The organism is Streptomyces sp. NPDC048370, assembly GCF_043200825.1.
Lineage (GTDB): Bacteria > Actinomycetota > Actinomycetes > Streptomycetales > Streptomycetaceae > Streptomyces.
The window spans coordinates 66,156-87,285 of sequence record NZ_JBICYI010000015.1; the positions used below are offsets into that span (position 1 = coordinate 66,156).

A 21,130-nucleotide genomic window follows, 5' to 3' on the forward strand; every position below is an offset into this window, starting at 1 on the left:
GTCCTGTACATTTTTTACAAGGAGGCATCGCCATGCACGCTCGCTACGTCCTGCCCGAGTTCACGGAGCGCACGAGCTTCGGGAGCCGGACCCTCGACCCGTACTCCAAGCTGCTCGAGGAACGGATCGTCTTCCTGGGCACCCCCATCGACGAGACCTCGTCGAACGACGTCATCGCGCAGCTCCTGCATCTGGAGTACGCCGATCCGGACCGGGACATCTCGCTCTACATCAACTCCCCCGGCGGTTCGATCAGCGCCATGTCCGCGATCTACGACACGATGCAGGTCGTCACCTGCGACGTGGAGACCACCTGTCTCGGCCAGGCCGTCTCGACCGCCGCCGTGCTGCTCGCGGCCGGCGCGCCCGGCAAGCGGCTCGCGCTGCCCGGCGCCCGGGTCGTGCTCCAGCAGCCCACGACGGACGAGCCGTTGCAGGGGCAGCCGAGCGATCTCGACATCCAGGCACGGGAGTTGATGCGGCTGCGCGCGATGCTGGCCGGGATGCTGGTCACCCACACCGGACAGAGCCACGAGCGGATCGACGCCGACATCGACCGGATCACCGTCCTCGACGCGCCGGCGGCCACCGCCTACGGCCTGGTGGACCACGTGATTCAGAACCGAGGGGCGTCGGGCGGCGCCGGGGGAAGGTGAGCGTCCGATGGTTCCCGAGCTGCCACCGCTGCCCGCCCTGACGCGCGCCGAGGGCGAGTTCATCGACGCCTATCTCGAAGTGGTCGATCTGCTGGGCCGTATCAATCCATCCAGGGCTTCGCATACGTATGGGGCGCTGCGCGCGGCCCAGGCGCTGGTGGGGCGGGTGAACGCCCTGCGCGACGCGCTGACGGCGATGCATACGCGCGGCGAGAGCGAGGTGCACGCGGAGACATTGGCCCGTGCGCTGCGGGTGTTGGACGGGGAGCGTAGGTCGGGTCGCGTCACTGTCCCGGAGACACCGGCGAGTTGACATTCTCCCGTGTCGTGTCGAGGTCCACACGGAGCAGCGCGGCCACGGAATCGCTCCCCCGTTCGGCGTAGTCGACGAATCGACATATGTGCGGGGTGAGTTGCGCAACAGGTGTACGCATCTGGCGGAATCGGGCGTTCCACCCCTGGTCCGGGACTCGTCGGCCAAACCTCCGACGATCACGAAACATGCCTGTCCACCCGAATGGATCAGTCGTGAGGAGCCTCACATAACGCCGTTTCGGCTCGGATTTCGCCTGTGTTGTGGGTCAAGATCCCTCACGACGACAAGCCCCCGCCACCGCGGCGGGGCGGTCCGGGCGGACGCCGAGTCCTGCCGCTGTCCCGGATGTCTGGTCGACAGGAGTGGATCGGCAGGAGTGGAGGACCCGAGCAGTACGGGACGGCCGGCCAGTGGGGCCGTTCCTCGGGGTGAAGCCGCGACCGCGGCCGGGCAACTTCGCCAGCCCGAACCCGACAGGTCATCCTTCACAGGCGGCTGACGAAGGGTTGCGCATGACTGCGCAGATTCATGTCCCGTCCATGCTGTCCCGGGCCGGAGCCGTCTCGGCTCTCACCCTCGCCGCTCTCGGCGGCACGATGCTGGCACCAGGAGCCGCACCGGAGGCCCAGGCCGCGACGTCGTACGCCGGCAAGGCGCTGAACATCGCGGCTTCGAAGAAGGGATCGCCCTACAAGTACGGAGCGTCAGGACCCACCCGGTTCGACTGCTCGGGGCTCACGCTCTACTCGTACAAGAAGGCGGGCAAGTCGCTGCCCCGTACCGCGCAGCAGCAGTACAACAAGACCCGGCACATCTCCGCGTCCAGCAGGCAGAAGGGGGACCTGGTCTTCTTCCACTCGGGTGGAAGGGTGTACCACGTGGGGATCTACGCGGGTAGCGGAAAGATCTGGCACTCGCCCAAGTCGGGGTCCTGGGTGAAGCTCGACAAGATCTGGTCGTCCAAGGTGTACTACGGCCGGGTGCGCTGACGCCCCGTCCGATCGTCGCGAGCGGAGGGTGCGGTGGCGCCGCCGCACCCCTCGCCCCAGCAGGGTCAGTGTCCCGGTGACACCAGCAACGTCACCCCGAGCGCGGCGAGCATGCCGCCCGTCACCCCCTGCACGGTCCGGGCCGTCCGGGGCCGCCGCAGCCGGTGGCCGAGCCGGTCCACCAGGACCGCCACCAGCGGGAACCAGAGCAGGGCCAGCAGCACCACGATCGACGCGAGCAGCAGGGTCCGCGGCAGCACCGCGGCGCCCTCCGGCACGAACTGCGGAAGCAGGCTCAGGAAGAGCACGGGCGCCTTGGGGTTGAGGACGTTGGTCAGGAAGCCCTGACGGAACGCCCGTCCGACCGCCCGCTCCCCCGCCGTGTCCGCCGACGGCTCACCCGCCGACGCCCGCAGCGCGCCGCGCAGCGCCTGCACGCCGAGGTAGAGGACGTACGCGCCGCCGACGATCTGCAGCGCGCGATAGAGCGCCGGTACGGCGATCAGCACGGCCGCGAGCCCGGCCACCGCGAGGGCGGTGTGCACCAGGAGCCCGCCCGCCACACCCACGGCGCAGGCCACCCCCGCCCGGCGCGAGGCGAGAGCGCTGCGTACGACGACGGTGAAGTCCGCGCCCGGCATGGCCACCATGCCCGCCGCGACCCCGATGAAGGCGATCAGCTGTCCGTCCATGACCCCAGCGTGCCCGCCGTGAGCCTTTAGTGTGTAGACACGATCTTCTGGGTCTGGCCAAAGGAATGCTTTATGCAGGATCTGGTGCGGCTCGCGGCACTGGTGGCCGTCGCCGAGGACGGCTCGATCACCCGGGCCGCCGCCCGGCTCGGCTACACCCCGCCCGCGCTCTCCCAGCAGCTCGCCAAGCTGGAGCGGGAGGCGGGCGCCGCGCTGCTCGTCCGGCACCACCGGGGCGCACGGCTGACTCCGGCGGGCGAGCTCCTCGTCACCCGGGCGCGCCGGGTCCTGGACGAGATGGACCGGGCCCGCCATGAGCTGGCCCGGCTCAGCGGTCTGTCGGGCGGGCGGCTCCGGGTCGGCACCTTCACCACCGTGGGCATCCATCTGCTGCCACCGGTGCTCAGCGCCTTCCGCCGGGCCCACCCGGACGTGGAGCTGACGGTCGCCGAGTACGAGCCGCCTGCCGGGGTCCACGCCGTGGCGGCGGGCGAGGTGGATCTCGCGCTGACCCACACCTACGAACCGGCCGAGCCGGCACCGCTGCCGCCGGGCGTCGAGCTCGAGCCCCTCCTCGTGGAGGAGTTGGTCCTGGTCACGGCGCCCGGCCATGTCCTGGCGGAGGGTTCGGGCCGGCTGCCGATCACGGACCTCGCGGGCCGGCCGCTGATCAGCAGCGCGCCGGACCATCCGTCGCGGCGGGGCGTGGAGGGCGCCCTTGCCCGGGCGGGTGCGACACCGTCGGTGGTGTGCCGTACGCCGGGCTACGCCCTGGTCTGCGCGCTGGTCAGCGCGGGTCTCGGGGTGGCGGTACTGCCGGAGATGGTCGCGTCGATGACGGCTTCGCCGCTGGGTGTACGGGCGTTGGAGCCGACCTCGTTCCGCCGGACGATCTCGGTCGCCCACCGGGGCGAGGAATCGGGCCCCGCTGCCGCCTCGCTGCGTACGCTGCTGCGCGGCGGGTTCGCCCGCGCCTAGGCGGCGCTCAGGCGGCGCCCGGCTCGCGCCTGGTTCGCGCCTAGTTCGGAGAGACGGAGGCTGAGGCGGAAGCCGAGGCGGAAGCGGTCCAGGGCAGGTTGATCCAGACCGTCTTGCCGCCCTCGTCGGTCGGGGTGACCGAGAGCCGGCCGCCCGCCTCGGCCGTCAGGATGCGGATGATGACCATCCCGCGTCCGTTGTCCTGCTGCACGGCCGCCGGGAGCCGTTTCGGCCAGCGGGGATGGCTGTCGGTGACACCGATGTGGAGCTGCTCCTCGCGCTCCAGACGGACGTCGACGGTGAAGGTCGGCGACTGTCCGAAGGTGTGCTGGACGGCGTTGGTGGCCAGCTCCGAGACGATCAGCCGGACCGTGTCCGCGGTGTCGCTGCCGCCCGCGAGCCCCCATCCGCTGAGGACGTCGGCGACATATCTCCGGGCGGCGGACACCGAGGCGGGATCGCTCGGCAGAGTGACGGTTGCTTCCTGGTGGTCTGCCATGGCGACGCTGTCCCTTTCCCACCGGGCCCGGCCCGGTTTGCACTTCGCGTCAGACTGCCACCGATCGTGTCCGCCTGGGCGGCGATCCACCAAGATATGTGCATATTTGTCGCTCGAAGCGGTGAACTCTGCTACGAGAGCACGTATTTGGGTCCCGGTCAGTGGGAAGGGGGCGCGGTCCGCACGATCGTGGCGACGGCCTGCTCGATCTGCGCGTCCGTCAGATCCGCGCGGGCCGTGAGCCGCAGCCGCGAGATGCCGTCGGGGACGGACGGCGGCCGGAAGCAACCGACGACGATCCCCTGCTCACGGCAGTCGGCGGCCCATCGCAGCGCCGCATCGGGCGAGGGCGCGCGGACGGAGACGACGGCGGCGTCCGGGCGCACGGCGGTCAGACCGGCCTCCGTGAGCAGGCCGTGCAGCTGGGTGGCGACGGTCCTGGCGCGCGCGGCGAGGCCGGGCTCGCCCTGGATCAGCCGCAGGCTCGTCAGGGCGGCGCCGACGGCCGCCGGGGCGAGTCCGGTGTCGAAGATGAACGTACGGGCCGCGTTGACCAGGTGCTCGACGACCCGGGCCGGTCCGAGGACCGCTCCGCCCTGGCTGCCCAGCGACTTGGAGAGGGTGAGGGTGGCGACCACGTCCGGGTCGCCCGCGAGCCCGGCGGCGTGCAGGGCGCCCCGGCCGCCGTCGCCGAGGACGCCCAGACCGTGGGCGTCGTCCACGACGAGCCCGGCGCCGTGGGCCCGGCAGGCCTCGGCCAGTTCGGGCAGCGGGGCCCGGTCGCCGTCCACCGAGAAGACGGAGTCGGAGACCACGAGCGACCGGCGGTCCGGGTGGGCCCGGAGGGTCTTGCGTACCGCCTCGGGCTCGGCGTGCGGGACCACGGCCGTCTCGGCGCGCGAGAGCCGGCAGCCGTCCACGATCGAGGCGTGGTTGCCCGCGTCGGAGACGATCAGCGCGTCGCGGCCGCTCAGGGCGGTGAGGGCGGCGAGGTTGGCGGCGTAGCCGGAGGAGAAGACGAGGGCCGCCTCGAAGCCGCAGAACGCGGCGAGTTCTTCTTCGAGCCGGGCGTGCAGCCGGGTGGTGCCGGTGACCAGACGGGAGCCGGTGGCGCCCGCGCCCCAGCGGCGGGCCGCCTCGGCGGCCGCCTCCGTGACCTCCGGGCGGCGGGTCAGGCCGAGGTAGTCGTTGCTCGCCAGATCGAGCAGCTCCGACTCGGCGGACCGGGGCCTCAGGGTGCGGACGAGCCCCGCCTCCGTGCGGCGGCGCGCCTCGGCGTCGGTCCAGTCGAACGGGGTCCGGCGGGTGTCCTCGTCCCGGTGCATGGGGCAGATCCTTTTGTAGGCAGCGCACAGACCCTAACCGTCGGCGCCCGGGGACAGGGTGTGGCCATCCACACACGTCAAACCGGCGCGTTTGTTCAGATCCTCCTTGGCCGCGAGGTGTGCCGTAGGCGAGGATCAGCCCTTATGGACCTGCTGAACACGCTGGTGGACAAGGGGCTGCGGCGAGAGCTGCCGAGCCGTGAAGAAGCGCTCGCCGTACTGGCGACCTCCGACGACGAACTGCTCGACGTGGTGGCCGCGGCGGGCAAGGTGCGCCGCCAGTGGTTCGGGCGGCGCGTGAAGCTGAACTATCTCGTCAATCTGAAGTCCGGGCTCTGCCCCGAGGACTGCTCGTACTGTTCGCAGCGGCTCGGTGCGACGACCGGGATCCTCAAGTACAGCTGGCTGAAGCCGGACGAGGCCTCGCAGGCGGCCGCCGCCGGTGTCGCGGGCGGAGCGAAGCGGGTCTGCCTGGTGGCGAGCGGCCGGGGGCCGACGGACCGGGACGTCGAGCGGGTCGGCAGGACGATCGAGGCCATCAAGGAGCAGAACGAGGGCGTCGAGGTCTGCGCCTGTCTGGGGCTGCTCTCGGACGGCCAGGCGGAGCGGCTGCGCGAGGCGGGCGCCGACGCCTACAACCACAACCTGAACACGTCCGAGGGGACGTACGGGGAGATCACCACCACCCACACCTACGCGGACCGGGTGGACACCGTGCAGAAGGCGCACGCCGCCGGTCTGTCGGCGTGCTCGGGTCTGATCGCGGGCATGGGCGAGAGCGACGAGGACCTGGTCGACGTCGTCTACGCGCTCCGTGAGCTGGACTCGGACTCGGTGCCGGTGAACTTCCTGATCCCGTTCGAGGGCACGCCGCTGGCGAAGGAGTGGAACCTCACCCCGCAGCGCTGCCTGCGGATCCTGGCGATGGTCCGGTTCGTCTGCCCCGACGTCGAGGTCCGGATCGCGGGCGGGCGCGAGGTGCACCTGCGCTCGATGCAGCCGCTCGCGCTGCACATCGCGAACTCGATCTTCCTCGGTGACTACCTGACGAGCGAGGGCCAGGCCGGCAAGACAGACCTGGACATGATCGCCGACGCGGGCTTCGAGGTGGAGGGCGCGGGCACGACCACGCTCCCGAAGCACCGCGCGGACGCCCTCGCCGCGGCGGCGGGCGCGGCCGGCGGATGCGGCTCGGCGGCGTCGGCGGGCTGCGGCTCGCAGACGGAGGCCGGGGCCGGTGGGGGCTGCGGCTCGCACGCGGAGGCGGGCGGCGGCTGCGGGCCGTGCGGTGGCCACGCGCCGGAGCCCGAGGCGGCCACGGAGGCCGCGCCGGCCGAGGTGCCGGGCGCCCGGACCGACCTGGTGGCCGTGCGCCGTCGTGGCGCCGGAACGGACCTCGCGCCGAATGCGTAACGAGGAACTGCTGGCCCTGGACCGGGCGCACGTCTGGCATCCGTACGGCCCCATGCCGGGCCGTGCGGATCCGCTGGTGGTCGAGTCGGCGTCCGGGGTACGGCTCCGGCTGGCCGAACCGGCGCACGGACAGGCCGAGTTGATCGACGGCATGTCGTCGTGGTGGTCCGCGATCCACGGCTACAACCACCCGGTGCTCAACGAGGCGGCGCGCGGTCAGCTGGACCGGATGAGCCACGTGATGTTCGGCGGGCTCACCCATGAGCCGGCCGTCCGGCTCGCCGCCCGGCTCGTGGAGATCACGCCCGAGCCGCTCCGGCACGTCTTCCTGAGCGACTCCGGTTCGGTGGCCGTCGAGGTCGCGATCAAGATGTGTCTGCAGCACTGGCGCTCCGTGGGCAGGCCCGAGAAGCGGCGACTGCTGACCTGGCGCGGCGGCTACCACGGGGACACCTGGCAGCCGATGGCGGTGTGCGACCCGGAGGGCGGCATGCACGACCTGTGGTCGGGCGCGCTGCCGAAGCACTTCTTCGCCGACCCGCCGCCCGCCGCGTACGAGGAGTCGTACGCGGAGCACCTGCGGGAGCTGATCGGGCGGCACGCGGACGAGCTGGCCGCGGTGATCGTGGAGCCGGTGGTTCAGGGCGCGGGCGGGATGCGGTTCCACTCGCCCGCGTACCTGCGGGTGCTGCGGGAGGCCTGCGACGCGCACGACGTACTGCTCGTGTTCGACGAGATCGCGACCGGGTTCGGCCGTACGGGCGCGCTGTTCGCCGCGGACCACGCGGGGGTCTCCCCTGATGTGATGTGCGTGGGCAAGGCGCTGACCGGCGGGTATCTGTCGATGGCGGCGACACTGTGCTCGGCGCGCGTCGCCGACGGCATCTCGCGCGGCGAGGTCCCGGTCCTGGCCCACGGGCCGACGTTCATGGGCAATCCGCTGGCCGCCTCGGTGGCCTGCGCCTCGATCGACCTGCTGCTGTCCCAGGACTGGGCGGTGGAGGTCAAGCGGATCGAGGCGGGCCTGCGCGAGGGGCTCGCGGCGGCGGCCTCGACGCCGGGGGTCCGGGACGTACGGGTCCTCGGCGCGATCGGCGTCGTCCAGCTCGACCACGACGTCGACATGGCCGCGGCGACGGAGGCGGCGGTCCGGGCCGGTGTGTGGCTGCGGCCGTTCCGCGACCTGATCTACACGATGCCGCCGTTCGTGACCGGCGACGACGATCTGGCCCGTATCTGCGCGGCGGTGCGGGCGGCCGCGGTCGCGGGCTGACCCCGCGAGCCCGGCGGGATCCGGACGAGAGGCCCTGGCTCCCCGGCCGGTACGGGGCGGGGCGTCGCGGGGCGAGGCGGACGACGGCCGGGCACGAACCGGCGCGCCGGCGCCCTGCCCGCCGGCCGGCACCCGACACGAGCCATACCTGAGGGGACTGCACACCATGAGCGTCATCGTCGTCAGCGGTACGGGGACGGAGATCGGGAAGACGATCGTCACCGCCGCGCTTGCCGCCGTGGCCACCCGTCAGGGGCGGTCCGTCGCCGTGCTGAAGCCCGCGCAGACCGGGCTCGCGCCGGGCGAGCGCGGGGACGCGGACGAGGTCGTACGGCTCTCCGGGGCCGCCGCGTCGACCGAACTGGGCCGGTTCCCCGAGCCGTTGGCGCCCGCCACGGCCGCCCGGCGGGCCGGAATGACGCCGGTCGGCCCCCGGGAGGTCGCCGAGGCTGCCGAGAAGCTGGCCACCGAGCACGACCTGGTCCTCGTGGAGGGCGCGGGCGGGCTCCTCGTCCGCTTCGACCACGAGGGCGGCACGCTCGCCGACGCCGCCCGGCTCCTCGGGGCTCCGGTCCTGGTGGTGACGCCCGCCGGTCTCGGCACGCTCAACGCGACCGCGCTGACCGCCGAGGCCCTCGCGGCGCGCGGCATCGAGCAGCTCGGTGTCGTCGTCGGCAGCTGGCCGGCCGCGCCGGACCTGGCCTCGCGGTGCAATCTGGCCGATCTGCCGGAGGCGGCCGGGGCGCCGCTCCTCGGTGCCGTGCCGGAGGGCGCGGGCGGCCTCGACCCGGCCGAGTTCCGGGTGCGGGCCTCCGAGTGGCTGGCCCCCGCGCTCGGTGGGGTCTGGGCGGCCGAGACGCTCTGATCTCCGTAGGCTGGTGTCATGCGCGCACAGGTTGCGGAAATCGTCTTCGACTGCGGTGACCCGTCCCGTCTGGTGCGGTTCTGGGCCCAGCTCCTCGGGGGCACACCGGTCGACCGCGACCCCGGCTGGTCGTACGTCGAGCCGCCCGGCTTCGTCCGGATCGCCTTCCAGCAGGTGCCCGAGGGCAAGGCCGTGAAGAACCGGCTCCATCTGGATCTGCACGCGCCCGACGTGAGCGCGGCGGCCGACGGGGCGATCGTCCTCGGGGCCACCCGCTCCGGCGGGCTCGTCACCGACGAGCAGGGGGACTTCCAGGTGATGCACGACCCCGAGGGCAACGAGTTCTGTTTCGTGTCGGGCTGAACGGGTCGGAACGGGGCAGAATCACCCCGTCCGCGCGTCGGAGGAGGCCCTGATGTCATCACGTACCGCCCGGGTCCCACGGGACGCCGTCCACCATCCCCTCTTCGCCCGCTTCTACGCCCGGTTCAGCGTCTCCGCCGACACGAAGGGCGGCGTCGGGGCCCTTCGTACGGAGCTGCTGACCGGTCTTTCCGGGCGGGTCATCGAGATCGGCGCGGGGAACGGGCTGAACTTCGCCCACTACCCCGGGGCGGTGTCCGAGGTCGTGGCGATCGAACCGGAGCGCCATCTGCGCCAGTTGGCCGCCGACGCCGCCCTGCGCGCGGATGTGCCGGTGGACGTCGTGCCGGGCGCGGCGGAGGCGCTGCCGGTGAAGAGCGAGGCCTTCGACGCGGCGGTCGCCTCGCTGGTGCTGTGCACGGTACGGGACGTTCCGCGCGCGCTCGCCGAGGTGCGCCGGGTGCTGCGGCCGGGCGCGGAGCTGCGGTTCTTCGAGCACGGGGTGGCTCCGTCGCCGGGGATGGCGCGGACCCAGCGGGCCCTGGACCGCACGGTGTGGCCGCTGCTGTTCGGCGGCTGCCACTCGGGCCGTGATCCGGTGGCGGCGATCGAGGCGGCGGGGTTCGAGAACGTCACGTACCGCCGCTTCGTCGTCCCGGAGAGCGGGCCGCGGCTCCCCAGCTCGTACTGCGTCCTCGGCACGGCGCGCCGGAGCTGAGCGGTCCGGTGGCTCAGCGGCTCCACTGGCGCAGCTCGTCGGCGATGACCCGGACGTCCGCCTCGCCCTTCTTCACCAGCCGGGCCAGGTCCCTGACCTGTTCCGGCGAGGTGACGACCTTCAGGCCGCTGGCGACGAGGTAGCCGTAGGCGACGGCCGAGGCGAACATGGCGTTGGAGTGCTCCAAGGCCGGGACGTGCAGCAGGAGTTGGAGCAGGGCGGCGGCGCGGGCGTGCGGGTCGCCGTACACGGGCACGCCGAAGATCTCGGCGTCGTGCCTGCCGACGGCGGCGACGAGCGCGCCCCAGTCGGTGACCTGGGGGTCGCCGGGCGTCTGGTGTTCGGCCACCATGAGCAGCCAGGAGAGGTCGACCGTGAGGCTCATGCGGTGCGGTCGCGCTCCGTTCCGAACTCCTCGGCGAACACGGACTCGTACTGCTTCATGAAGTCGGCCGCCGCCTCGACGAAGGCGCGCCCCGATTCCCCGGCGTCCTGCTGGACGAGTTCCTCGATGTACCGGTTGACGCTCACGCCGCGCTGCTGCGCCCGCCGGCGCGCGGTGTCGGCGGTCGTCTCGTCCACGCGGACGTTCAGCTGGGTCTTGGCCACACGACCACGCTAGCGCCGGGGCGCTAGCACGGGCAAGGGGGGGAGCGGGAGCCGCTGCCCGCGCGGGACCCTCCGGCCCCCGGGCTTCCTCGGCCCGCCCGCGAGCCCCCTACGCGCAGGACGGGCAGAGCCCTCGGTACGTGACCTCGGCCGCCGCCACCGTGAAGCCGAAGCGCTCCCCCGCCGGGAGGTCGGCCAGCGGGTCCCCGGTCGGGTGGACGTCCCGGATGGTGCCGCAGCGGGAGCACACCAGGTGATGGTGCGGGTGGTGCGCGTTCGGGTCGTAGCGCTTGGCCCGGCCGTCCGTGGAGACCTCGACGACCTCGCCGAGGGAGACCAGCTCACCCAGCGTGTTGTACACGGTCGCCCGGGAGATCTCCGGGAGTCGCTCGGCCGCGCGCACGTGCACCTCGTCGGCCGTCAGGTGGACATGATCGCCGTCGAGGACCTCGGCCACGACACGCCGCTGGGAGGTCATCCGCCAGCCGCGTCCACGCAGTCGCTCCAGCAGGTCGCTCATATCGGTTCACCCATTCAGCTTGGATTTCGGCGGGACACACGACGTTCACCCAGGGATGCCAGGCTGTCCGATCGGGTAGAGGGTTGGCGTGCTTCTTGACTTGGACTCTGTCCATCGTAGGATCGCTTCCGGCAATAGCCAAGGGACAACATGGCTCCGGTCGGGCGGCACAACCACCCACCCGGGCCACCACGGCTGAGCACGCGATCCGCCCCGTCCGGAAGGATTCCCATGTCCGAGAACCACGACGCCATCGTCACCGATCCCGTACCGGAGGAGTCGGGCGGTGGCTGCCCGGTCGCGCACGGCCGTGCCGCGCACCCGACCCAGGGCGGCGGAAACCGTCAGTGGTGGCCGGATCGGCTCAATCTGAAGATCCTCGCCAAGAACCCCGCCGTGGCGAACCCGCTCGGCGAGGAGTTCGACTACGCCGAGGCGTTCAACGCGCTCGACCTCCCGGCCGTGAAGCGGGACATCGCCGCGGTGCTCACCACCTCCCAGGACTGGTGGCCGGCCGACTTCGGCAACTACGGCCCGCTCATGATCCGTATGGCCTGGCACAGCGCCGGTACGTACCGCATCAGCGACGGCCGCGGTGGCGCCGGCGCCGGTCAGCAGCGCTTCGCGCCGCTGAACAGCTGGCCGGACAACGGCAACCTCGACAAGGCCCGCCGCCTGCTGTGGCCGGTCAAGCAGAAGTACGGCCAGTCCATCTCCTGGGCCGACCTCATGATCCTCACCGGCAACGTCGCCCTGGAGACGATGGGCTTCAAGACCTTCGGCTTCGCCGGTGGCCGCGCCGACGTGTGGGAGCCGGACGAGGACGTCTACTGGGGCCCCGAGACCACCTGGCTCGGCGACGAGCGCTACACCGGCGACCGCGAGCTGGAGAACCCGCTCGGCGCGGTCCAGATGGGTCTCATCTACGTCAACCCGGAGGGCCCCAACGGCAACCCGGACCCGATCGCCGCGGCCCGCGACATCCGCGAGACCTTCCGCCGCATGGCGATGAACGACGAGGAGACCGTCGCCCTCATCGCCGGTGGCCACACCTTCGGCAAGACCCACGGCGCGGGCCCGGCGGAGAACGTCGGCGACGACCCCGAGGCCGCGCCGATGGACGCGCAGGGCCTGGGCTGGGCGAGCACGTACAACACCGGCAAGGGTGCCGACGCGATCACCAGTGGCCTCGAGGTCACCTGGACCACGACGCCGGCGCAGTGGAGCCACGACTTCTTCAAGCACCTCTTCGAGTACGAGTACGAGCTCACGCAGAGCCCGGCCGGTGCTCACCAGTGGGTGGCGAAGAACGCCGAGGCGATCATCCCCGACGCGTACGACGCGTCGAAGAAGCACCTCCCGACGATGCTCACCACCGACCTGTCGCTCCGCTTCGACCCGGTCTACGAGCAGATCTCCCGGCGCTTCTACGAGAACCCGGAGGAGTTCGCGGACGCCTTCGCCCGCGCCTGGTACAAGCTCACCCACCGTGACATGGGCCCGGTCGTCCGCTACCTCGGCCCGGAGGTCCCGGCGGAGGAGCTGCTCTGGCAGGACCCGCTGCCGGCGCGCGAGGGCGAGCTGATCGACGCCGCCGACGTCGCCTCCCTCAAGGCGCAGATCCTCGGCTCGGACCTCACGGTCACGCAGCTGGTCTCCGCCGCCTGGGCCGCCGCCTCCTCCTTCCGGGGCAGCGACAAGCGCGGTGGCGCCAACGGTGGCCGCATCCGCCTGGAGCCGCAGCGCAACTGGGAGGTCAACAACCCGGACGAGCTGGCCCAGGTCCTCCGTACGCTCGAATCCATCCAGGAGTCCTTCAACGCCGCCGGCGCCAAGAAGGTCTCGCTCGCCGACCTCGTCGTGCTCGCGGGCTCCGCGGCCGTCGAGCAGGCGGCCAAGGACGGCGGCTTCGACGTCGAGGTGCCGTTCACGCCGGGCCGTGTCGACGCCGCCCAGGAGCAGACGGACGTCGAGTCGTTCGCCGCGCTCGAGCCGGCCGCCGACGGCTTCCGCAACTACGTCGGCAAGGGCAACCGTCTGCCGGCCGAGTACCTGCTGCTCGACAAGGCGAACCTGCTGACCCTGAGCGCGCCCGAGCTGACGGTCCTCGTCGGTGGTCTGCGCGTCCTGGGCGCCAACCACGGCGGGTCGAAGCACGGCGTCCTCACCAACAAGCCGGGCACGCTGTCCAACGACTTCTTCGTCAACCTGCTCGACCTGGGCACGACGTGGAAGTCGACGACCTCGGCGCAGGACGAGTTCGAGGGCCGCGACGCCGCCACGGGCGCGGTCAAGTGGACCGGCACCCGTGCCGACCTCGTCTTCGGCTCGAACTCCGAGCTGCGCGCGGTCGCCGAGGTCTACGCGAGCGCCGACGCGAAGGAGAAGTTCGTGAAGGACTTCGTCGCCGCGTGGACCAAGGTCATGGAGCTGGACCGCTTCGACCTGGTCTGATCACCCGGCTGATCACCCGGCACATGCCGTGACGTCCAGGCCCGCCCCTCCCGGGGGCGGGCCTGGACGTCCGTCGTTACGCCTGCCCGAAGCGTTCCGGATTCCGAAACGCGGTCGACGGGACGCCCGGGCCGGTGGTGGGATTCCGGTCATGACCGCACCGCACATCCGGGCCGCCGGGCCGGCCGACCTCGACGCCGTCCTCGCCTTCTGGAAGACCGCCGCCGAGGGCACGAGCATCAGCGACGACCGCGACGGGATCGAGCGCCTCGTCGCCCGTGACCCCGAGGCCCTGATCCTGGCCGAGCGCGACGGCGAGCTCGTCGGCACGGTGATCGCCGGCTTCGACGGGTGGCGCTGCCACCTCTACCGCCTCGCCGTGCACCCGGACCACCGTCGCAGGGGCGTGGGCGGCGCGCTGCTCGCGGCGGCGGAGGAACGTTTCGTACGCCTCGGTGGGCGGCGCGCGGACGCGATGGTGCTCGACCGCAACGAACTCGGGCAGCGCGCCTGGCGGGCCGCCGCGTACGGCCCCCAGGAGCAGTGGACCCGCTGGGTGAAGCCCCTGCCCTCCCGCTGAAGCCGCAGCCCCTCACCCGCAGAGTCTGCTTTGCCCATCCTTTACCATGGTCATTCCATCCCAGCACGATCGAAAGGTGTGAGCGTCCGCCCATGGGCGAGCCTCCCAGTACCAAGCGCGCGATCTCTCCGTCCCTGACTGATCATGGAACGGAGGTGAACCGATGATCGAAGTGCTTCTGCTCGTGGTGGCGCTCCTGCTCTCGCTCGCGTGCGGTGCCTTCGTCGCGGCCGAGTTCTCGCTGACCACCGTCGAGCGGTCCGAGCTCGAACGGGCCGTGGAGCGCGGCGAGCGGGGTGCGGCGAGCGCCCTCAAGGCCGTCAAGTCGCTCACCTTCCAGCTCTCCGGCGCCCAGCTCGGCATCACGGTCACCAACCTGATCGTCGGCATGCTCGCCGAGCCCTCGATCGCCGCGCTGCTGCGCGGCCCGTTCGAGAGCCTCGGCCTGTCCCCCTCCGTGGCCTCCTCGGTGGCCCTGGTCCTCGGCACCGCCCTGTCGACCGTCGTCCTGATGGTCGTCGGCGAGCTGGTGCCCAAGAACTGGGCCATCTCCTCGCCGCTGGCGATCGCCAAACGGGTGGCGACCCCGCAGCGGGTCTTCACCGCCGCGTTCAAGCCGCTGATCAGCCACCTCAACAACACGGCCAACAGGATCCTGCGCCGGATCGGCATGGAGCCGACCGAGGAGCTGGCCTCCGCCCGCTCCCCGCAGGAGCTGGTGGCCCTGGCGCGTCACTCCGCCAAGGAGGGCGCCCTTGAGGCGGACACCGCCGAGCTGTTCGTCCGGACGCTCAACCTGGCCGAGCTGACCGCGGAGAACGTGATGACCCCGCGCGTGCAGGTCACCGCCCTTGAGGTGCAGGCCACGGCGGAGGACGTCGCCAACGCGACCCGCGCGACGGGCCTGTCCCGTTTCCCCGTCTACCACGGCAACCTCGACACCGTCGTCGGCATCGCCCACATCAAGGACGTCCTGGCGATACCGGCCGACGAGCGGCCGCGCAGGCGCATCGGCGACATGCTCCGTGAGCCGCTGCTCGTCCCGGAGACGCTGACCGTGGACCGCCTCCTGGACCGGCTGTCCGGCAAGCAGACCATGGCCGTCGTCATCGACGAGTACGGCGGGACCGCCGGCGTCGCGACGCTGGAGGACATCGTCGAGGAGGTCGTCGGCGAGGTGCGCGACGAGCACGATCCGCACGAGACCCCCGACCTGGCGCGCGTGGGCGTGGACGCGGACGGGCGTGAGCTCTGGTCCGCCGACGGCGCCGCCCGCACCGACCAGCTGGAGGCCATCGGCCTGCGCGTCCCGGACGGACCGTACGAGACGCTGGCCGGTGTCATCGCCAACGAACTGGGGCGGATCCCGTCGGTGGGCGACCGCGTGGAGCTCGCCGGCTGGCAGCTCGACGTCGTGGACGCCTCGGGCCGCCGGGCGGCGCGGGTGCTGATGCACATGCCGCCCGCCCAGGAGTCCGGTACGACCCAGGAGGCCGGCCGATGACCGCGATCCAGTTGCTGATCGGCGCGCTGACGCTGGTCGTGAACGCCTTCTTCGTCGGCGCCGAGTTCGCCCTGATCTCCGTGCGCCGCAGCCAGATCGAGCCCGAGGCCGAGGCCGGGAACCGGCGGGCGCGCAGCGTCATCTGGGGCCTCGAGCACGTCTCGGCGCTGCTCGCCGCCGCCCAGCTCGGCATCACGCTGTGCACCCTGGTGCTCGGCATCGTCGCCGAGCCGGCCATCGCGCACCTGCTGGAGCCGGTCTTCGACGCGGTCGGCGTGCCGCACGGACTGGTGCACCCGATCTCGTTCGTGATCGCGCTGGCCGTGGCGACCTATCTGCACATGCTGCTGGGCGAGATGGTCCCGAAGAACATCGCGCTCGCCGAGCCGACCCGCTCGGCGCTGGCCCTCGGCCCTCCGCTGGTGGCGTTCGCCCGGGCGCTGCGCCCGGTGATCTTCACGATCAACGCCTTCGCCAACACGCTCCTGAAGCTGCTGCGGGTGGAGGTGAAGGACGAGGTCTCGGCCACCTTCTCGGACGCCGAGCTGGCCCGGATGGTGACCGACGCGGGCGTCGCCGGTCTGCTCGACGACCGTGCGGCGGAGCGGCTGCACGACGCCCTGGAGCTGGGTCGCCGACCGGTGCGGGACGTCGTCATGCCGGTCGAGAAGGTCGTGTACGCGGCGGTCGGGACGACGCCGGAGGAGCTGGAGGCGCTCTCCGCCGAGTCGGGCTTCTCGCGCTTCCCCGTGGTCGACACGGGCCGCCGCATCCTGGGCTACCTCCATGTGAAGGACGCCCTGGACGTGACGCCGAGGGACCTGCCCTTCCCGGTCTCGGCGATGCGGCCGATCGCCCGCGTCCGGGCGGCGACGCCCATGGACGACGTCCTGACGGCGATGCGCCGTAGCCGTACGCACCTGGCGGCGGTCCTGGACGAGGACGGCAAGCTGGCCGGTCTCGTCACGATGGAGGACGTGCTGCGGGAGCTGGTGGGACGACCGGCGACGTAGGAGACGCAAGGAGTCGTGAGGACGAGAGCCCCGGGGCGCGCTGTGCGCTCCGGGGCTCTCGTCGTCCCGTTCCGTCCTCAGACCTGGAATTCGGACCGCGGCTTCGGATCTCAGCTCCTGCGGAGCCTCCGCATACCGCGCGGTATGATCTCTTCCGCCATGGAGATGAATGCCACCTACACCAGTCTTGTCGCCGTCGGAGACAGTTTCACCGAGGGCATGTCGGACCGACTGCCCGACGGTACGTACCGGGGATGGGCGGACATCCTCGCGGCCCGACTGGCCACCCGCTCCCCCGACTTCCGGTACGCGAACCTCGCGGTACGCGGCAAGCTCATCGGTCAGATCGTCGAGCAGCAGGTGCCCCTGGCCGCCGCGATGAAGGCGGACGTGGTGACCCTGGTCGGCGGCCTGAACGACACGCTGCGGCCGAAGTGCGACATGGGTCGGGTACGGGGCCTGCTCACCGAGGCCGTCGAGACCCTGGCGCCCTCCTGCGGGCAGCTGGTCCTGATGCGCAGCCCGGGCCGCAACGGCCCCGTCATGGAGCGCTTCCGGCCGCGCATGGAGGAGCTCTTCGGGTACGTCGACGAGCTCGCCGCCCGCCACGGCGCCCTGGTGGTCGACCTGTACGGGGCGCCCTCGCTCGGTGACCCGCGCATGTGGGACGTCGACCGGCTCCACCTCACCGACGAGGGACACCGGCGGGTGGCCGAGGCCGTGTGGCAGGCTCTGGGCCTGCCCCCGGAGGCGGACTGGCGGACGCCACTGCCGCCGACGGTGCCCCCGGCCTGGCTCGCCCGCCGCGTCGGCGACGCCCGGTTCGCCAGGGAGCACCTCGGTCCGTGGATCGGCCGCCGTCTGACCGGCCGCTCCTCGGGCGACGGCCGCCCGGCGAAGCGCCCGGACCTGCTCCCGTACGAGCCGCCGACGGCCTGACCCGGCCGTGACGCCCCACGCGCGCGTGGCTCGGCGCCATGTGCGCGTGACGGGCGTCTCGTAGTAAGAGACAAAGGCGGCCGTGGCGCTGGCCTGCAGAAACCGCCAGTAGAATCTGTCCACGTGACTGCTGTGACTGCGAAGCCCCGTATCCCCAACGTCCTGGCCGGCCGCTACGCCTCCGCGGAGCTCGCCGTCCTCTGGTCCCCCGAGCAGAAGGTGAAGCTGGAGCGCCGGCTGTGGCTCGCCGTCCTGCGTGCCCAGAAGGACCTCGGGATCGAGGTTCCGGACGCCGCCCTCGCCGACTACGAGCGCGTGCTCGACCAGGTCGACCTCGGCTCCATCGCCGAGCGCGAGAAGGTCACCCGGCACGACGTGAAGGCCCGGATCGAGGAGTTCAACGCCCTCGCCGGTCACGAGCACGTCCACAAGGGCATGACCTCGCGCGACCTCACCGAGAACGTCGAGCAGCTGCAGATCCGGCTCTCGCTCGAGCTGATGCGCGACCGCACGGTCGCCGTCCTCGCCCGTCTCGGCAAGCTGTCGGGCGAGTACGCCGAGCTCGTCATGGCCGGCCGCTCGCACAACGTCGCCGCCCAGGCCACCACCCTCGGCAAGCGCTTCGCGACCGCCGCCGACGAGCTCCTCGTCGCGTACGGCCGTCTGGAGGAGCTGCTCGCCCGCTACCCGCTGCGCGGCATCAAGGGCCCGGTCGGCACCGCCCAGGACATGCTCGACCTGCTCGGCGGCGACGCCGGGAAGCTGGCCGAGCTCGAGAACCGGATCGCCGGTCACCTCGGCTTCGCGCACGCCTTCACCTCGGTCGGCCAGGTCTACCCGCGCTCGCTCGACTACGACGTGGTCACCGCGCTCGTCCAGCTGGCCGCCGCGCCGTCCTCGGTGGCCAAGACCATCCGGCTGATGGCCGGCCACGAGCTGGTCACCGAGGGCTTCAAGCCGGGTCAGGTCGGCTCGTCCGCGATGCCGCACAAGATGAACACCCGCTCCTGCGAGCGCGTCAACGGCCTCATGGTCATCCTGCGCGGGTACGCGTCGATGACCGGCGAGCTGGCGGGCGACCAGTGGAACGAGGGCGACGTGTCGTGCTCGGTGGTCCGCCGGGTCGCGCTGCCGGACGCGTTCTTCGCCCTGGACGGCCTCCTGGAGACCTTCCTGACCGTGCTCGACGAGTTCGGCGCGTTCCCGGCCGTCGTCGCCCGCGAGCTGGACCGGTACCTGCCGTTCCTGGCCACCACGAAGGTCCTGATGGGCGCCGTCCGCGCCGGCGTCGGCCGCGAGATCGCCCACGAGGCCATCAAGGAGAACGCCGTCGCCTCCGCCCTCGCCATGCGCGAGCAGGGCGCCGAGCGCAACGAGCTCCTCGACAAGCTGGCCGCCGACGAGCGGATCCCGCTCGACCGCGCGCAGCTCGACGCGCTGATGGCGGACAAGCTGTCCTTCACCGGCGCAGCCGCCGACCAGGTCGCCGCCGTGGTCTCCCGGATCGACGAGATCGTCAAGCAGCACCCCGAGGCCGCCGGATACGCCCCCGGGTCGATCCTCTGACCCGGTTCACCCCGCAGGAGCTGCAGGCCGCCCGCGACCGCGTCATCCCCGACGTGGCCGCGGGCGGCCTTTCGGTCCTCTTCTGCGGGATCAACCCCGGTCTGATGTCGGCGGCGACGGGTCACCACTTCGCGCGCCCGGGCAACCGCTTCTGGCCGGTGCTCGAACGGTCCGGCTTCACACCCCGGTTGCTGAAGCCGGCGGAGCAGGACGAGCTGCTCGCGTACGGTCTCGGCATCACGAACGTGGTCGCGCGGGCGACGGCGCGGGCCGACGAGCTGAGCGACGAGGAGTTCCGGGAGGGCGGCCGGCTGCTGACCGGCCGGGTGGAGCGGCTGCGGCCGCGCTGGCTGGCGGTGGTCGGGATCACTGCGTACCGGACGGCGTTCGGCGAGCGGCGCGCGGTCGTCGGTCCGCAGGAGCGCACGATCGGCGCGACGAGGATCTGGGCGCTGCCCAACCCCAGTGGCCTGAACGCGCATTGGACCCTGGACACGATGGCGGAGGAGTTCGCGCGGCTGCGCGAGGAGGCGGGGGTGCCGGACCGGCGCCAGGACCCGTCGGCGGCCTCACCTCGATGACCCGGGCACCCCGGTGCCGGGCGGGCCTCGCCGCACTCCTGTCCATTGAGTAACATCCGGCACACATGTGCACGAGCTGGGAGGACACACGGTGGGGCGGCTGACCGGCGGGGATCCGTCGCTGCTGCGGCGGATCAATTCCGCGGTGGTACTCCATGCTCTGCGGGGCGCCGACGCGCTCACGCTCACGGACCTGACCCGGATCACGGGTCTTTCCCGGCCGACCGTCGAGGGCGTCGTCGAGGGGCTCATCGTCGGGGGTCTCGTCGTCGAGGTCGCGCCCGAGGAGGGCGAGGCGAGGCGGCAGGGCCGACCGGCCCGGAGGTTCCGCTTCCGGGCGGAGGCCGGGCATCTGCTGGGCATCGAGATCGGCCCGCACCGGGTCGCCGCGCTGCTCTCCGGCCTGGACGGCCGGATCATCGGCGCGGGTTCCCGCGAGGTCTCGGAGACCGCTCCGGAGGACGAGCGCCTCGAGCGGGTCCGAACGGTCGTCGCGGACGTGCTGCGCAGGACCGGGGTCCCCCGGTCGAACCTGCGGGCGGTCGGTGTCGGCACGCCCGGGATCGTCGAGGCGGACGGCACGGTGCGGCTCGGTACGGCGCTGCCCGGCTGGACGGGCCTGGCGCTCGGGGAACGCCTGCGGCGGTCCTTCAAGTGCCCGGTGCTCGTGGAGAACGACGCGAACGCGGCGGCGGTCGCGGAGCACTGGAAGGGCGCGGCGACCGACTCCGACGACATCGTCTTCGTCCTGGCCGGGCTGAGCCCGGGCGCGGGGTCCCTGATCGGGGGGCGTCTGCACCGCGGGTACGGCGGCGCCGCCGGCGAGATCGGCGCGCTGCACCTCCTCGGCCGCGGGGTCACCCCCGAGCACCTGCTCTCGACCACGGACGAACCGCTCCATCCGCTGGACGAGCAGGCGGTGGCGGAGGTCTTCGCGCTGGCGCGCGGGGGCGACGCGCGCGCGGAGGCCGCCGTGGAGCGCTTCACGCAGCGCCTGGTCCACGACGTCGCGGCGCTGGTCCTCGCGCTCGACCCGGAGCTGGTGGTGATCGGCGGCTGGGCGGCGGGCCTGGACGGCGTCCTCCAGCCCCTGCGCGACGAACTGGCCCGCTTCTGCCTGCGCCCGCCGCGCGTGGTCCTGTCGATGCTGGGCGAGGCGGCGGTCGGCACGGGCGCGCTGCGCCTGGCCCTCGACCACGTGGAGGAACAGCTCTTCGCGGTGGAGGGCACGGCCACGGCCCGCCGCTGAGGGGGCGGGGGCGCCGGCGCGGGGGCGC

23 protein-coding genes and 1 riboswitch are annotated in these 21,130 nt (G+C 72.3%); of the genes, 17 read left to right on the forward strand and 6 right to left on the reverse strand.

Translation table 11 applies throughout. The features are described 5' to 3' along the window. Positions 1-32: 32 nt before the first annotated feature. From ACGFYP_RS27945 to ACGFYP_RS27955, 3 genes are all read left to right on the forward strand, one after another. A complete protein-coding gene (locus ACGFYP_RS27945) occupies positions 33-656 on the forward strand; it encodes an ATP-dependent Clp protease proteolytic subunit (protein ID WP_393499037.1) in 624 nt (207 codons plus the stop codon). 7 nt (positions 657-663) lie between these two features. Further along, complete coding sequence (locus tag ACGFYP_RS27950) at positions 664-969, forward strand: hypothetical protein (RefSeq protein WP_361957408.1); 306 nt, start codon at positions 664-666, stop codon at positions 967-969. Between the two features lie 314 nt (positions 970-1,283). Further along, positions 1,284-1,481: riboswitch (cyclic di-AMP (ydaO/yuaA leader) on the forward strand. A gap of 3 nt (positions 1,482-1,484) precedes the next feature. After that, positions 1,485-1,961, forward strand: coding sequence for a C40 family peptidase (locus ACGFYP_RS27955; RefSeq protein ID WP_361957405.1), 477 nt, complete (start codon positions 1,485-1,487; stop codon positions 1,959-1,961). A gap of 65 nt (positions 1,962-2,026) precedes the next feature. Here the strand turns inward: ACGFYP_RS27955 and ACGFYP_RS27960 are convergent, their stop codons facing one another. Beyond that, positions 2,027-2,653, reverse strand: coding sequence for a LysE family translocator (locus ACGFYP_RS27960; protein WP_361957402.1), 627 nt, complete (start codon positions 2,651-2,653; stop codon positions 2,027-2,029). A 72-nt stretch (positions 2,654-2,725) separates the two neighbouring features. Here ACGFYP_RS27960 and ACGFYP_RS27965 point away from each other — a divergent pair, with 72 nt between their 5' ends. Further along, positions 2,726-3,631 (forward strand): LysR family transcriptional regulator, encoded by a 906-nt coding sequence (locus ACGFYP_RS27965; RefSeq protein WP_393499044.1) that lies wholly within the window; start codon positions 2,726-2,728, stop codon positions 3,629-3,631. Positions 3,632-3,671: 40 nt separating this feature from the next. Here the strand turns inward: ACGFYP_RS27965 and ACGFYP_RS27970 are convergent, their stop codons facing one another. Both ACGFYP_RS27970 and ACGFYP_RS27975 read right to left on the reverse strand, forming a co-directional pair. Further along, complete coding sequence (locus tag ACGFYP_RS27970; RefSeq protein ID WP_393499047.1) at positions 3,672-4,130, reverse strand: ATP-binding protein; 459 nt, start codon at positions 4,128-4,130, stop codon at positions 3,672-3,674. Positions 4,131-4,288: 158 nt separating this feature from the next. After that, a complete protein-coding gene (locus ACGFYP_RS27975) occupies positions 4,289-5,455 on the reverse strand; it encodes an 8-amino-7-oxononanoate synthase (RefSeq protein ID WP_393499050.1) in 1,167 nt (388 codons plus the stop codon). Positions 5,456-5,599: 144 nt separating this feature from the next. On the opposite strand from ACGFYP_RS27975, the gene bioB reads away from it, so the two are divergent. From bioB to ACGFYP_RS28000, 5 genes are all read left to right on the forward strand, one after another. Then, the gene (gene bioB / locus ACGFYP_RS27980; RefSeq protein ID WP_393499053.1) at positions 5,600-6,868 is read left to right on the forward strand and encodes a biotin synthase BioB; all 1,269 of its coding nucleotides are present in this window, start codon (positions 5,600-5,602) and stop codon (positions 6,866-6,868) included. Next, positions 6,861-8,141, forward strand: a complete 1,281-nt coding sequence (locus ACGFYP_RS27985; protein WP_393499056.1) for an adenosylmethionine--8-amino-7-oxononanoate transaminase — start codon at positions 6,861-6,863, stop codon at positions 8,139-8,141. Before bioB ends, ACGFYP_RS27985 begins: the two co-directional genes overlap by 8 nt. A gap of 166 nt (positions 8,142-8,307) precedes the next feature. Then, positions 8,308-9,006 (forward strand): dethiobiotin synthase, encoded by a 699-nt coding sequence (bioD, locus tag ACGFYP_RS27990; protein ID WP_393499059.1) that lies wholly within the window; start codon positions 8,308-8,310, stop codon positions 9,004-9,006. An 18-nt stretch (positions 9,007-9,024) separates the two neighbouring features. Then, positions 9,025-9,369, forward strand: coding sequence for a VOC family protein (locus ACGFYP_RS27995; RefSeq protein ID WP_393499063.1), 345 nt, complete (start codon positions 9,025-9,027; stop codon positions 9,367-9,369). A 52-nt stretch (positions 9,370-9,421) separates the two neighbouring features. Continuing rightward, positions 9,422-10,087: a class I SAM-dependent methyltransferase gene (locus ACGFYP_RS28000; protein WP_393499066.1), complete on the forward strand. Its 666-nt coding sequence runs from the start codon at positions 9,422-9,424 to the stop codon at positions 10,085-10,087. Between the two features lie 13 nt (positions 10,088-10,100). Here the strand turns inward: ACGFYP_RS28000 and ACGFYP_RS28005 are convergent, their stop codons facing one another. The 3 genes from ACGFYP_RS28005 to ACGFYP_RS28015 all read right to left on the reverse strand — a co-directional run bounded on the left by ACGFYP_RS28005 (position 10,101) and on the right by ACGFYP_RS28015 (position 11,216). Next, positions 10,101-10,472, reverse strand: a complete 372-nt coding sequence (locus ACGFYP_RS28005; RefSeq protein ID WP_361957369.1) for a fic family toxin-antitoxin system, toxin component — start codon at positions 10,470-10,472, stop codon at positions 10,101-10,103. Next, positions 10,469-10,696, reverse strand: coding sequence for an antitoxin (locus ACGFYP_RS28010; protein ID WP_361957366.1), 228 nt, complete (start codon positions 10,694-10,696; stop codon positions 10,469-10,471). Before ACGFYP_RS28010 ends, ACGFYP_RS28005 begins: the two co-directional genes overlap by 4 nt. Positions 10,697-10,805: 109 nt before the next feature. Beyond that, a complete protein-coding gene (locus tag ACGFYP_RS28015; RefSeq protein WP_393499071.1) occupies positions 10,806-11,216 on the reverse strand; it encodes a Fur family transcriptional regulator in 411 nt (136 codons plus the stop codon). A 231-nt stretch (positions 11,217-11,447) separates the two neighbouring features. On the opposite strand from ACGFYP_RS28015, the gene katG reads away from it, so the two are divergent. The 8 genes from katG to ACGFYP_RS28055 all read left to right on the forward strand — a co-directional run bounded on the left by katG (position 11,448) and on the right by ACGFYP_RS28055 (position 21,102). Then, the gene (gene katG, locus ACGFYP_RS28020; protein WP_393499074.1) at positions 11,448-13,670 is read left to right on the forward strand and encodes a catalase/peroxidase HPI; all 2,223 of its coding nucleotides are present in this window, start codon (positions 11,448-11,450) and stop codon (positions 13,668-13,670) included. 100 nt (positions 13,671-13,770) lie between these two features. Continuing rightward, positions 13,771-14,250 (forward strand): GNAT family N-acetyltransferase, encoded by a 480-nt coding sequence (locus ACGFYP_RS28025; RefSeq protein ID WP_393499337.1) that lies wholly within the window; start codon positions 13,771-13,773, stop codon positions 14,248-14,250. Between the two features lie 163 nt (positions 14,251-14,413). Next, positions 14,414-15,754, forward strand: a complete 1,341-nt coding sequence (locus ACGFYP_RS28030) for a hemolysin family protein (protein ID WP_393499077.1) — start codon at positions 14,414-14,416, stop codon at positions 15,752-15,754. Then, entirely contained in the window at positions 15,751-16,767 is a 1,017-nt protein-coding gene (locus tag ACGFYP_RS28035) for a hemolysin family protein (RefSeq protein ID WP_393499080.1), read from the forward strand. The genes ACGFYP_RS28030 and ACGFYP_RS28035 overlap by 4 nt, the downstream gene beginning before the upstream one ends. Positions 16,768-16,926: 159 nt before the next feature. After that, positions 16,927-17,706: an SGNH/GDSL hydrolase family protein gene (locus tag ACGFYP_RS28040; protein ID WP_393499340.1), complete on the forward strand. Its 780-nt coding sequence runs from the start codon at positions 16,927-16,929 to the stop codon at positions 17,704-17,706. A gap of 123 nt (positions 17,707-17,829) precedes the next feature. Then, on the forward strand, positions 17,830-19,272 hold the full coding sequence (purB, locus tag ACGFYP_RS28045) for an adenylosuccinate lyase (protein WP_361957348.1): 1,443 nt from the start codon (positions 17,830-17,832) through the stop codon (positions 19,270-19,272). Further along, positions 19,269-19,853 (forward strand): G/U mismatch-specific DNA glycosylase, encoded by a 585-nt coding sequence (gene mug / locus ACGFYP_RS28050; protein WP_393499343.1) that lies wholly within the window; start codon positions 19,269-19,271, stop codon positions 19,851-19,853. The genes purB and mug overlap by 4 nt, the downstream gene beginning before the upstream one ends. 91 nt (positions 19,854-19,944) lie before the next feature. After that, positions 19,945-21,102, forward strand: coding sequence for an ROK family transcriptional regulator (locus tag ACGFYP_RS28055; protein WP_361957345.1), 1,158 nt, complete (start codon positions 19,945-19,947; stop codon positions 21,100-21,102). Positions 21,103-21,130: the final 28 nt, after the last annotated feature.